Annotated in this window: 12 protein-coding genes; 4 read left to right on the forward strand and 8 right to left on the reverse strand. The window is 58.1% G+C overall.

Annotated features, from left to right (window positions below; all coding sequences use genetic code 11):
* Positions 1-134: 134 nt before the first annotated feature.
* Positions 135-728 carry a pilin gene (locus tag ABNU97_RS15160; protein WP_348767513.1) on the reverse strand — a complete coding sequence of 198 codons (594 nt, stop codon included), beginning with the start codon at positions 726-728 and terminating at the stop codon, positions 135-137.
* A 328-nt stretch (positions 729-1,056) separates the two neighbouring features.
* Between ABNU97_RS15160 and ABNU97_RS15165 the strand changes: the two genes are divergently transcribed.
* From ABNU97_RS15165 to ABNU97_RS15180, 4 genes are read left to right on the forward strand one after another with little or no spacing between them, the layout of a single operon-like run.
* Entirely contained in the window at positions 1,057-2,214 is a 1,158-nt protein-coding gene (locus tag ABNU97_RS15165; RefSeq protein WP_348767514.1) for a glycosyltransferase family 4 protein, read from the forward strand.
* A 4-nt stretch (positions 2,215-2,218) separates the two neighbouring features.
* Positions 2,219-3,259: a glycosyltransferase family 4 protein gene (locus ABNU97_RS15170; protein WP_348767515.1), complete on the forward strand. Its 1,041-nt coding sequence runs from the start codon at positions 2,219-2,221 to the stop codon at positions 3,257-3,259.
* The gene (locus tag ABNU97_RS15175) at positions 3,256-4,035 is read left to right on the forward strand and encodes a hypothetical protein (protein WP_348767516.1); all 780 of its coding nucleotides are present in this window, start codon (positions 3,256-3,258) and stop codon (positions 4,033-4,035) included. The genes ABNU97_RS15170 and ABNU97_RS15175 overlap by 4 nt, the downstream gene beginning before the upstream one ends.
* A gap of 3 nt (positions 4,036-4,038) precedes the next feature.
* Complete coding sequence (locus tag ABNU97_RS15180; protein WP_348767517.1) at positions 4,039-4,770, forward strand: class I SAM-dependent methyltransferase; 732 nt, start codon at positions 4,039-4,041, stop codon at positions 4,768-4,770.
* Positions 4,771-4,808: 38 nt separating this feature from the next.
* Here the strand turns inward: ABNU97_RS15180 and ABNU97_RS15185 are convergent, their stop codons facing one another.
* The 7 genes from ABNU97_RS15185 to ABNU97_RS15215 all read right to left on the reverse strand — a co-directional run bounded on the left by ABNU97_RS15185 (position 4,809) and on the right by ABNU97_RS15215 (position 11,871).
* Entirely contained in the window at positions 4,809-6,059 is a 1,251-nt protein-coding gene (locus ABNU97_RS15185; protein ID WP_348767518.1) for a lipopolysaccharide biosynthesis protein, read from the reverse strand.
* Positions 6,060-6,111: 52 nt separating this feature from the next.
* A complete protein-coding gene (locus ABNU97_RS15190) occupies positions 6,112-6,984 on the reverse strand; it encodes a glycosyltransferase family 2 protein (protein ID WP_348767519.1) in 873 nt (290 codons plus the stop codon).
* 48 nt (positions 6,985-7,032) lie between these two features.
* Entirely contained in the window at positions 7,033-8,976 is a 1,944-nt protein-coding gene (locus ABNU97_RS15195) for a tetratricopeptide repeat protein (protein ID WP_348767520.1), read from the reverse strand.
* Positions 8,977-9,107: 131 nt separating this feature from the next.
* Positions 9,108-9,524, reverse strand: coding sequence for a pilin (locus ABNU97_RS15200; protein WP_348767521.1), 417 nt, complete (start codon positions 9,522-9,524; stop codon positions 9,108-9,110).
* Positions 9,525-9,685: 161 nt separating this feature from the next.
* Positions 9,686-9,904, reverse strand: a complete 219-nt coding sequence (gene infA / locus ABNU97_RS15205) for a translation initiation factor IF-1 (protein WP_006912554.1) — start codon at positions 9,902-9,904, stop codon at positions 9,686-9,688.
* A gap of 87 nt (positions 9,905-9,991) precedes the next feature.
* Positions 9,992-10,732, reverse strand: a complete 741-nt coding sequence (gene aat, locus ABNU97_RS15210) for a leucyl/phenylalanyl-tRNA--protein transferase (RefSeq protein ID WP_348767522.1) — start codon at positions 10,730-10,732, stop codon at positions 9,992-9,994.
* Complete coding sequence (locus ABNU97_RS15215; RefSeq protein WP_348767523.1) at positions 10,729-11,871, reverse strand: GNAT family N-acetyltransferase; 1,143 nt, start codon at positions 11,869-11,871, stop codon at positions 10,729-10,731. Before ABNU97_RS15215 ends, aat begins: the two co-directional genes overlap by 4 nt.
* Positions 11,872-12,400: the final 529 nt, after the last annotated feature.

Raw genomic sequence — 12,400 nt, forward strand, 5'->3', positions numbered from 1 at the left:
TGGGATGACGCAGGCGAATGGCCAGGACCGCCTTCGTTCCGTGTTGGATTACGCTCCGCTAATCCAACCTACGCGATGGCGCCCAAACCGGTCGTGTCGGGTTCGATTACCACAAGCGACATACCTTCCGGCCCTCACGGCGTGCCGTCGTCGATCGGTATTTCGTCAGAGTTCAGCTGATCCGGCGTTTTGCTGCGACAACTGGCGGGCGCCTTCGAGAAATCGGCGGTGGTCGTGCAGCGCCAGGCGAGGGCGCCGTTCGTTTCGATCGGGATTAACGTCACGCTTTTGTTGGCCAGCGCGCTGTCGCTTGCGAACCGGGCGGTAATCACGCCGTCCCTCACCACGACGGCGGAAACGTAAGTACCCTGCGAAGCCACCGCTGCCGGGACGGAGCCCACACCATTGTCGATTCCGGTAAGCTTTTTGCGATTCTGGTACGCATTTGCCACCGCGGTTTTCATTCCGTTGGTGAGGCTGAGACCTTCGGAGAATTGGGCGCGTGCGACGTAGCCGTAGTACGAAGGAACCGCAATAGCGGCGAGTATGCCAATGATAGCGACAACGATCATGAGCTCGATCAGCGTAAAGCCGGACGTGCGGCGGCGGGGCGTGCTAAGTAGCTTTCCGCGCATAGTAATGATGTGATCGGCCGGTGTTTCGAAGCGCGATAGGGAGTGTGGCGCTGGAACGCGCTGATTGCTAGTGTGCCGACGGGTGCCGAGCATTTGTAATCCGCCGCGGATTATTGATCTCGACTGCCCTGTTGTGAAAATTTTAGGCCTAAGCTCGGGCACGGTGTGACGCCAACATCCCTTTGGTATAGCCACGCGATCATGCCGGTTTTGAGCGGCTTGCGTGTCGGGGATATCTCCTTTGCCTCGGAGTTTATGCATCTGCTGGCACCACTATTCTCCTGACAGTCGATCCGCGTTGGAGGGACAAAAGCTATCCGTTTTGTTTTTACCGTCTCCCGACAGAGAGGAAGTTTAACTTGAAAGCCCTTTATGCTCCCTCGTATCGCAAACTACGCGTGCTGTTCTCGATAATGATTGTATGCAGAAACGAATAAGAATATTAATTATTACGCGTAATCTCCCGCCGCTTCTTGGTGGGATGGAGCGGCTCAATTGGCACATGGCGGCTGAACTCGCTAAGTATGCTGATGCGCATATTGTCTCGCCACGGGGATCGGCCGCGCTTAAGCCCGAGGCTGTCGACGTCGATGAAGTGCCGCTCGCGCCGCTGTGGAGATTTATCGCCGTAGCCGCTTGGCGCGCAATACGGGTAGCGCGCGAGTGGCGGCCGGACATAATCTTAGCGGGAAGCGGGCTGACCGCCCCTATCGCAGCGGTCACCGCGAAAGCCTCTGGTGCTCGCAGCGTGGCGTATGTCCATGGGTTAGACGTCAGCATTGCGAGTCTTTTGTATCGGTTGCTCTGGCTGCCATTTCTCAGGCGTGTAGACCGCATTATCGCCAATAGTCACGCTACCGCAGATCTTACGCGTGACATCGGCGTTGCCGCCGAGCGTATCGCTATCGTGCATCCGGGCGTTGATTTGCCCGCGGCCGCTCCCCATCCAAGCTTGGTCGACGCATTCAGGCAACGTTATGGCCTAGGTAATCGCCGGTTTTTATTGTCCGTCGGCCGCCTGACTCAGCGCAAGGGATTGCGTGAGTTTGTCGTTGAGGTGCTACCGCGCGTGGTCGAACAACATCCCGATGTACTACTCGTGATTATCGGCGATGTGCCGGTCCATGCGCTTAAGGCTGCTGCACAGTCGCCCGCCGATATTCAGGAGGCTGCGAACCGGGCGGGTGTTGGAACGAATATTCGGTTTCTTGGACCGATCATCGACCGCGACCTGCTTGCTAGCGCCTATCGCGCCGCCGCAGTACATGTATTTCCCGTGAGACATATCGCCGGGGACCCTGAAGGTTTCGGGATGGTGGCGGTAGAAGCCGCCGCTTACGGTTTGCCCACCGTCGCCTATGCGACGGGCGGCGTGATCGATGCGGTAGCCGATGGTTATTCCGGTCATCTCGTGCCTGTTGGGCAGCCGGTGGTGTTTGCTGAGTGCATCCACAGGCTCCTGGACGAGCCTTTGAGCGAAGCGGGTTTATACCAACACGCCAAGCAGTTCGCGTGGCCGGCTTTTGGCCGGGCGCTCACGCAGGAAATTGAAGGCCTATGCTCGGCTTCCAGGCGTTGAGTCGATGGACGCTGCTGTGAAACCGGACAATATCGCAGTATGGTTTCCCACCGTGCGCACGGGTACCGGTACTGACATTTTTACACAACGGCTAGTCTGCCAGTTACGGGCGCAGGGTATACGTGCAAATATCACATGGTTGCCACTACGGGCGGAATATGCACCATGGACGGTCTCCGTTCCCAAGCCACCCGCCTGGGCGACGCTGGTGCATGTCAACACTTGGCTGCATCCGCGTTTTCTGCCGCGCGGATTGCCTGTGATTGCGACGCTGCACCATGCTGTTCATCATCCCGACCTGCGTCGCTATAAGGGCAATCTCCGTGCCGCCTACCATCGTTTCTGGATTGCGCCCCGAGAACGTCGCATTATGCGGCGCGCGGCCCGGGTAGTTGCCGTCAGTCGCTTCGTCGCCGACACCGCCAAACGCACGTTGGTTGGAGTCCCGGCCGACGTAATTTACAACGGCGTGGACACCCGTTTTTTTCGGCCGGGTGAACGAAAGCGGCGGCCAGATGAGCCTTTTCGGCTGCTGTATGTCGGCACCTGGAGCGCGCGCAAGGGGGTGGATTTGCTTGGGCCGATCATGGGCGAGCTGGGAGACGAGTTCGAGCTGTTTTATACCGCGGGCGGGCGAGCCGGCGAGAAAATGCCTCGCAATACGCATGACCTGGGCCGGCTGGTTGGATCCGATGCCGTTGTCGCCGCGATGCAAAGTGCCGATGCCCTGTTGTTTCCATCGCGTAGCGAAGGCTTGCCACTATCCGTAATTGAGGCCATGGCTTGCGGCCTGCCGGTTATTGCGACACGAGGTTCTTCGCTATCCGAGATAGTCCACGATGACGTTACAGGGATTACTTGCCGCCAGGACGATGTGTTGGAGTTCGCACTCGCTATTCGTCGGCTCGCGCATGAAAATCGCTTGTGTTCTTCGCTTGCTGAGAATGCACGGCAGGCAGCGTTAAGCCGCTACTCGGCGGCAACGGTATTAAACGCCTATATCTCGATCTACGGCGATATGGTGCAGCATGGGAAACGCGCGTGAAGAGCCCGCGTGAGTTCCGCAAGTATCATGGTCGGCATGTCCAGACAGATTGGCACCGCATTCAGATTCTGCGCCATATTTGTTCGCGGGTAGACGGCGTCGAAACAATATCCCCCGTACGGGTCGTTACCGATCAACAATCGATTGACTATGAATTCGTCGAGTTGCCGTCGGATTTGGGAAAATTGGTTACGGAAGAGCGTCTATTTGACAGTTTGGGACGCTTGCTCACGCGGATGCATCAGCAACCTGTAAAAGCCGATCAGGCTTTATTCGCGCAAGGGCCTTATCCGTTAAATAATTGGGGGCTCGAGAAAGAACATATCGAGGTGCTGGAACGTAATCTGCCGATAGGTTGGCTTCACTGTGATTTATGGCACGGGAACGTTTTCTGGCGGCCGAAGTTCGGTTTTTTGATAATCGATCCGTTACCCGGGCGATTTACTTTGCGGCAAGGCTACGTTCGTGGCTGCGGGGCTATCGATTTGGCTTCTATGCATATGGGACTTTTACTCAGTCACCCCCTTCATAAACTGATCCGCTTTGATATTGAACGCCATACGCGTGCGGCCGAGGTTTTCATTCAAGCGTATCTAGACGAGGCTGGTGCGTTGACGCCTCAGGTTTTACGCGCTGTTCGTAATCTCAGCTACCGTATGGCGTTACGATTTATCAATAGCTACGAGGGGCGTTTGGCATGGCCCGTCGCGTTGGTGAAACGGCGCCGAGCGACTAACATTCTCAATAGAGCGATTTTTTCTGGACGCTTCGGGTAGTAAATGACTTCGTACCGTGACTCTCATACTGGCGCTAAGGTTGGCGAACGCTACGATGCAGAACACGCGGTGCGACTCGACGCGCTCATATGGGACGCGTTTGTTAAACCGTTTGTTCGCCAGCAGCTTGGGCAAGCTGCTGCCGCGGGCGCAACCTGCTATCTCGATTTCGCGTGCGGCACAGGCCGCCTGTTAAAGGTGGGCCACTCGGTATTCCACAGTTCGCTCGGAATTGATATTTCCCAAGACATGCTTGCCGTTGCGACGCAGCGTGTACCGGATGCAGCGTTGCTGCGCGTAGACGTCACGCGCGATCCGCCAGCGGATATGGGCCCGTTCGATTGCGTGACGATGTTTCGGTTCGTCCTCAACGCCGAGTCGGAGTTACGCCAACAGGCGCTCAGCTGGGTCGCCGCGCATATGTCGGAAGGCGGCATATTGATCGTAAATAATCATCGCAATAGCGCGAGTGTCAGCGGTCTGTTGTCCAGAATGGCCGCATGGCAGCCCACCGGAGCGCGGAACGTCATGTCTCGGCGGCATATGTTCAAGATGTTGGAAAACGCCGGATTTGCGGTTGTCAGATGCGAGGGCTTTCGAGTGTTGCCGAGCGTATGGGGTCGCCCTGTGGTGGGCGCGCGGCTTCAATTGATTGGTGAACGGTTATGTCGGACACTGGGACTGAGCCGCTTTGGCAGCGAGCTGGTGGTCGTGGCTAGGCGCGTTCGAGATTGAAAAAGCCGGCGTGGCTCAGCCAATGCGCGCGCCGATTGCTAACGTCTTTTGCCTGCGATAAACACGAAGCCGGCCAGCGCCATCGTCCACTCCGAGCAGGCCAGCGCTAGTGGCATGCCAACGAGCCCAAGATGCTGGACTAAAAAAATACTCGATAGCGTCAGTATCACCAGTCCGCCTGCCTCAAAAGCTGCTCGTACCCATGCCTTGCCTAATGCTATGAGAATACTGCCTGCGGTCAATCGTAGGGCTATTGCGGGAACGGCCATGCACAACCAGCGGACTAACTGATCCATGCCAGCGTAGGCAGGGCCGAATAGCCAGCCAAACGCGGGAGCCATCATCCATAAAACCACTGCTAACGCCAGGCCATAGCCCGTGGCGCAGGTGAGCATCCACCCTGAGAGGGTAATAGCCTCACTTGAGTTACTTTCGCCGTCACGGAAAAGTCGCGGTAAGGCCGACAAAGCCATCGCAGTCACGGGTAGCGTTGTGGCGCCAATTACCCGAGCGCTGGCTGCATAGAGTCCCGCGGATGTCAGCGGTAATAGTCGGGTGGCTAGGGTCTTGTCGAGTTCTCCTGGGCCGGCCTTAGTGATACTGAGTGCGGCGAAGCCCGCCGCTTCTTTCAGCTCGACTGCGCGTGGGGGCCGCCATCGGGGCGGCGACGGCCAGGGTGTCGGCAGTGTTTGTACGACTAACGCAAGTGTGGCCAGCGATGCCATACCGTAACCGTATGCATAAATGACAAGCGTATCCGGTGGAGATAGCACCCAAAGCACGGCTGCAGCGATCAGCCGCATGACTAAGGGAACGAGGGTGATGATCTGCGCGCGCGCGATGCGGCCGAGCCCATGATGTTCCGTGACGCATAGCCCTATCAGGGGCTGCAGCAGGATCTCAGCAACGCCCACCGCAAGGATCACCGGTAGGGAGATATCGGCTGCATGTAGTACGAGCACGCATAGCGCGAGGTAAAGCGTCAGCAGAAGGCCGCCACAAAGTAGCGTCGTGGGAAGTGCGAAGGATAGGAGATCGTCGCGGCGTCCCGATGCCTTTGATATATCGCCCAGCAACACGAGATGCGTGCCGAAAGTCGACAAGGTCCCAAGGACCAAGGCTAGAGCGGCAATTCCCGCGAATGCGCCGAACTGTTGCGGGCCGAGTAAGCGTGCAATGAGCAGCAGCGTGCCAGCTTGCACAAGCAACCGGGCGCCCAGAACAAGGCTGGTGCGCAGGGTGGCACGCGCTATCGGGCCCTGCACTAGCGATAGATAACGATGGATCATCCGGCGCCTGATACGTTAGTGGCGTCTGAGTAGCACGCAGCCGGCCTGCGCCTCAGGAATCAGAACGGCTGGCGTACAACAACTGCGTAATCTGCTCGGAAACCAGACCTATCAGGAATACCAGGACCGACGTAATTAATAACAGGGCACTCCCGTTGGTGAAACGGCCGGCAACGACGAATGTATAGGCGTAGTAGCTCAGCCCCGAAGCAAAGAAGAATGCGCTGATGGGTATGAACAGTTTCAGCGGCGAGTAAAGGGTGCCTACACGAAAAATAATAAGTAAAAAACGCGCGCCGTCATGCAGTAGCCGGATATGGCTAGTACTCCCTTCGGGCCGTTTGTTGACGTTTATAGGTACATAGCCCACCGAATAGCCGGCGCGAAAAAAAGCCATCGTACTCGTGGTCGGGTATGAAAACCCATTGGGTAGCATATGCAGGAATTCGCGAAAAAGTGCTGCGCGGCAGGCGCGAAAACCGGATGTCAGATCAGCCACTGGCTGGCCAACGAAACGGCTCGCAAAGCGATTGTAGAAGCTGTTGGCCATCCAGCGAGCGGCACTAGCCTGTGAACTGCGCTTACGCGCACCCACCACGAGATCGTACCCTTCGTCGATCTTGTGTAGCAGCTTATGGATATCCGCCGGGTCGTGCTGGCCGTCAGCGTCCATGAATACGATGATTTCGCCACTTGCGTGACGTGCACCGGTTTTAATCGCCGCGCCGTTACCTTTGGAGTAGGGGTGAGTGAGCACTCGCACTTTCGATGCTTCACAGACTGCGCGGGTATCGTCGGTAGAGCCATCGTCTACGACAATAATTTCGGCAGATGGATATGTCTGGTACAGGCGCGGCAGAAGAACCCGCAATGCGACAGATTCATTCTTGGAGGGTAACACGATCGAAAGTTCGCAACGGCTCATAACTTCTTATCCAGCAATCTGTAGTCAATTCGCCCTGACGTGACGAGATCATGGCGCTTGTTGCGCGGCTGCGTGCTGACCATCTCGTGCTTTACGAAGAGCGCGCTCGAACTGATCGATGGTCTTTCGTTGACCGTAAAGCCGTGCGTACCAGCTTTGCCCATGTGCGCTACGTGCCTTGTCGACATATTTTAGCGCCCGATCATAATTTCCGGCCGAGGCAAGCCAGGCGGCGCTCTGCATAGCGATTTCATACTTGGGCGTGGCGGCGGCATAGGCTTTGTCCGCTGCAGTGATTGCCTTATCCAGCAAGCCTTCCTGTGCATAGATATACGCAATATCGTAATAAAGCCGTCTTTGCTCGCCGCCCCCTTGGTAATTCGGATTTTCAAGGAGCGTGCGCTCGATGCGTCGAATATCCTCCAGAGTAATGCCCGCGCATTCCTGGATGACCCGCGAACCAACGAGCTCGCGGGGAAGCTTGTGAACCATATGGGTATAGGCGCTCTGTCGCGCTGCGCTCACCAGTGCGCTTGTGCGCATGGTGTCTAGTTGGCCATCCAGGCAGTCTAGATAGACAAGTTGTAGTGCCACGCCAATATTATTGGGATGGTGGCGTTGCGCCCGGACCACATATTGCGTGGCTTGGCCTACATTACCTCGTTCCATCCAGTATCTAGCAGCCGATTGCTGGGCTCGGATAGACGTCGGGTTTTCCTTTGCCATGATGGTCGAAAGTTGCCCAAAGTTGCCCCACATATGACTCGCCTGCCAAGTTGCAACAGCACAGAGCGCAAGGAAGCCGAGTAGCCCACCCACGACGAATCGCCGTACAGACGTAGGGGCGATGAACGCATACCACGCGGCGGCGAACGCGGGGCCGAGCAGAGGCAGATAATTCCGGTGCTCGAAGTAGAGTTCGAGATTGATTGGGCCCGCCTCCAGGACATGGCCCGCAAGAAACCAAAGAATGCCGAACGCGAGCACCGGGTAACTCCGTCGATAGGCAAGGGCTGCAGCGAGCCCGGCTGTCAGAACGATGACTGAAAATAGCGTGGAGACGGGCGTTAGCAGGCCTTTCGAGGGGACATAATCATCATGGAACAGGCCGCTGCCGTTGAGGTTGGGCAACACGGTGAGGCGCAGGTAGTCGATTAATACCCGCGCTTCGGTTAGAAGCCGCTCCCCCATCGTGAAATTCCGGCGCGGCAGTAGGCCGCCGTCTGAAAAGAGCACGCCACGTAGAATATAGGTCGCGAGAAGCGCGATCGGTAGCCAGATGAATACCGCGCGCCAGGCGCGTCGTGGGCGCGCGCTGTTTTGCGCAGAGCCGGAAGCGATCGTCGTCTCGATCACGGCAATGAACAACGGCAGCAGTATGCCGTTTTCCTTGCTCAATACGGCTAGTACGCCGCCTAAGCCCACGCCAATCGACATTAGCACGTAGCCTGTCAATGGTCGTGTTGCAGCAGTTCGGCGGCCGCGAAGATAGGTTACAAGCCCTGCGAGCACGAACAGTGCCGACAGTTCAGTCATTCGCTGAACGACCAGAAATACGGGAGTGAGCTGTAGTGGGTGGACCAGCCAGATCGCTGTCGCGCACAGGGCTACGGCGAGGGTGCGGTTTTCCGGCGCACGGCAAAGTTGGCAGAACTGGCGTGTGAGGGCGAAGATCAGCACGCCGTTGAGAATATGGATCAGCAGATTCGTGTATTTGAAAAGCCACGGATCGCTTGGCCAACTGATGTCGTTCATGGCAAACGACAACAGACTCAACGGCCGCCCGAGCGGGCCGGCGTCACCCGAAAACATGAAACGCGCGAGATCGGGTGCCGAGCGGATACCGCCATCGAACCCAAGAGGCTCAAGATTACGAATGTCGTCGAAAAGAAACGGGCCTGTAAGCCCGTCTTTGAAAAGGCTGAAGCTCAGTATGGCCAACGCCCAAAGACCAAGGCCGAAGACTAATTCTCGTTTACTTTCTAGGTTCAAAATAACTTAACAAGGAGGCAGGGTACGGCTTCAGCATGCTTTGAAACGGGCGGCAGGCAGTAAAAAGCCCTTACCGAAAACCGGCAAGGGCTTTTTTTAGCAACCGCCCAGAAAATCTGGACGTCAAGCTCTTAGCGGCAATTTGCCGGGCGATATTCAGAATCCAGAGTACCGCCGGTACAGGCCCAAGTGATACTGCCAGCACCCGTTGTAGGTGTGAAAATAATCGTTTCGCCGTCGATCGGGGTGCCGGAGTACGTAGTCGTAATAATGCCGCCAGTACCAACAGCGACTTGTCTTACGTTGTTGCCGGTAATGTCGCCCTGGGCAGGGAGGCCAGCTTGGTCATTGCTAGTCGGCAGCGTGCCTTGCGATTGATAGAACTCAGACACACCGGTTTTGGCGCTCGATGCGAGGCTAATACCCTCAGTCACCTTGGCGCGGGTTGTGTAGTTCTGATACTGCGGAATGGCGATGGCCGCCAGGATGCCGATGATCGCGACGACGATCATCAGTTCGATGAGTGTAAAGCCTTGCTGCTTTTGCATTTGGTTTCCCCGTTTAGCGTGAAGAAGAGCGGCGTCTTTATGACGTACTGGCTATTCAGCATGGTCCGTGCCAGCTTTATGCCGCTTTATTTTCAATGGCCTCTGGCTGTAGTGACGCTTTTTGTCATTCTGCGCACGTCAGAAGGTGACGTTTTTTGTCACTAGCGGCCGCGGTAGGTGATACGCCCCTTGCTGAGGTCGTAGGGCGTGATCTGTACCGTGACGGTATCGCCGCGCAGGATGCGGATGTAGTGCTTGCGCATCTTGCCGGAAATATGGGCGGTGACGATATGTCCGTTTTCCAGCTTTACGCGGAAGGTGGTGTTAGGCAACGTCTCGACGACCGTGCCCTCCATCTCGATGTGGTCTTCTTTGGCCATTGACTCCTGATCTCGATTCTGACGGTTTAACCGGTGAATTATCGGTGATTTCGGGTGGCGGTTCAATCCTGCGGGTATGAAAGCCCGTCAGTCGCCAATATGTGCCGCGCTGGCGGGCACGTCGATATCGAACGCCCAGAGGCCCTGGGGTCCGGGTTTGTCGATGGACTGGCGCACGATCTTGAGGAACTTGCTGCGCGGCAGGTCGATCGCGCCCATGCGGTAGAGATGGCCGGATCCCACCTGGCCGTCGAGCAGGGGAAAACCCCAGGCATGCAGTTGTCGTGCAAGCCAGACGAGTGCGATCTTGCTGGCGTCGCGCTCGCGCGAAAACATGGATTCGCCGAAGAACATGCGCCCGATCGCCACGCCATAGAGGCCGCCGATCAGCGAGCCGTCGCGCCATACCTCGATCGAATGGGCGTTGCCCAGCGCGTGCAGCTTGGCGTATGCGGCGCGCATTTCCGGGCCGAGCCAGGTGCCGGGGTTGCCGGCACGAACGGCGGCACAGTGGCTGATGACGCTATTGAAGTCCTCGTCGAGCGTAACCGCATAGTCGGCCTTGGCGAGGGTGCGCTTGAGGCGCCGCGAGACATGCATGGCGCCGGTGTCGAATACGGTCCGCGGATCGGGGCACCACCAGAGGATCGATTCGTCCGGGTTGTACCAGGGAAAGATGCCCTGCGCGTACGCACGGCGAAGGCGCGCGGGCGACAGGTCGCCGCCCATGGCGAGCAGGCCGTTCGGCTCGTCGAGCGCGAGTTCGGGATCGGGAAAGGCGCCGTCGGGCGTATTCGGATCCAGCCAGTACACGCGTAGACCGCTCACGTGTTCGGTGGCGCCTGGCCGGCGAAGTTGCTGCGTTCGCGCTGCTCGTTTTCGAAGGATTCCATCATCGCGGCTTCGCGCAGGCAGAAGTCGTCGATTGCGGCAGCGAGCTGTGGGTGGTCGATGACGTGATAGGACCAGGTCGGTACCGGCTCGAAGCCGCGCCGAATCTTGTGCTCGCCCTGGGCGCCCGCGTCAAAACAGGCCAGACCGTTTTCGATGCAGTATTCGATGCCGGCGTAGTAGCAGGTTTCGAAGTGCAGGCTGTGATAATCCGTTTCGCAGCCCCAGTGACGACCGTAGAGCGTATCGTCGCCGAGCATCATGAAGGCCATGCCGACCGGGCGGTCCCGGTGGTAGGCGACAAAGAAGCGCACGCGCTCACCCATGCGGTTGCATAATTGGGTAAAGAACTCCGGGGTAAGATACGGGGCCTGGCCGCGAATCGCATAGGTTCGGCCATAGAAAGCATAGAGTGTATCCCAGAGTTCGGCGTCGATTTCGTCGGGGCGTAGCACCTGTACCTGCACGCCGGCATCGTGCATGCGTTTGCGCTCGCGCCGTATCTCCTTGCGGCGTTTCGACGTCAGCTGTGCCAGGAAGGCGTCGAAGTCCGCATAGTCGCGGTTGTACCAGCGATACTGGCAACCGCGCCGCGCGCAGGCCCCGGCTTCGCTGAATTGCCGGGCCGAGTCGGCGTCGACAAACAGGCTATGCAGCGATGAGGCGCGATGTTCGCCCGGTAGGCGGGCCATGGCATGGGCGAGGGCGCGCCGGGCCTCGACATCCCGACCGAGAATGCGTGGGCCGCTGACCGGCGTGAACGGCACGGCGTTGAGCAGTTTGGGATAGTAGTCGAGTCCGACCTGGGCATAGGCATTGGCCCAGGCGAAGTCGAACACGAACTCGCCGTAGGAATGATGCTTTTCGTAGAGTGGGGCTGCGGCGATGGCTTCGCCGTTTTCGTTTTCAAGCAGGCAGTGGGCGGGCACCCAGCCATGGCTCTCGCCTACGCTACCGCTGGCCTCGAGCGCCGCAAGAAACCCGTGCCGAATGAACGGCTGCCCGCTGCCGCATAAACCGTCCCAGGTGGCCGCGGGCACGTCGAGAATGGAATCGACTTGTATGAGTCGGGCCATGAAAGCATCACATCGAAGAATTGAAACGGTTGCAAGCCGATACGTCGACCGGGGCGGCCGATGATGCACGCCGCCGCGCGAACGCTGAAGTGTAGGGTTAGTACTTGGGGCCTGTTAATGCTAACGAAATCGCCGCGCAGCGGGCGATGTTCATGTAAGGCACTGCGCGGTAAGCGTGGTGTCGCTTTGCGACATGAGCGAGCTGCAATGCCGGATCGCGCACCTTGAATCGTTATTCAGGGGCCCCGCGTGCCGACGGGTTGCGTGCGAAAAATTCATCATGCCGCGTCGCGCGTCGTTCATTTGGCTCGCGCAACATGTTCGCTCGCGCCTTGGCCGGCGAATTTCCGGACGGCAACGCGGCGAGTGGCGTGAGTGCTAACAGGCCCTAGGGAAGCTCTGCACAACCTGTCACGGTCGCGCCGGCGTGCTTTGCGCGCGATTGACAAGGAAGTGAGAGCGTAGCGTGCTTGCTGCACGGTAGCGAACACTGACGCCGATCAAGCGCGCGCAAAGCCCCGGCCCGCAA

The organism is uncultured Salinisphaera sp. (assembly GCF_964012375.1).
Taxonomy (GTDB): Bacteria; Pseudomonadota; Gammaproteobacteria; order Nevskiales; family Salinisphaeraceae; genus Salinisphaera.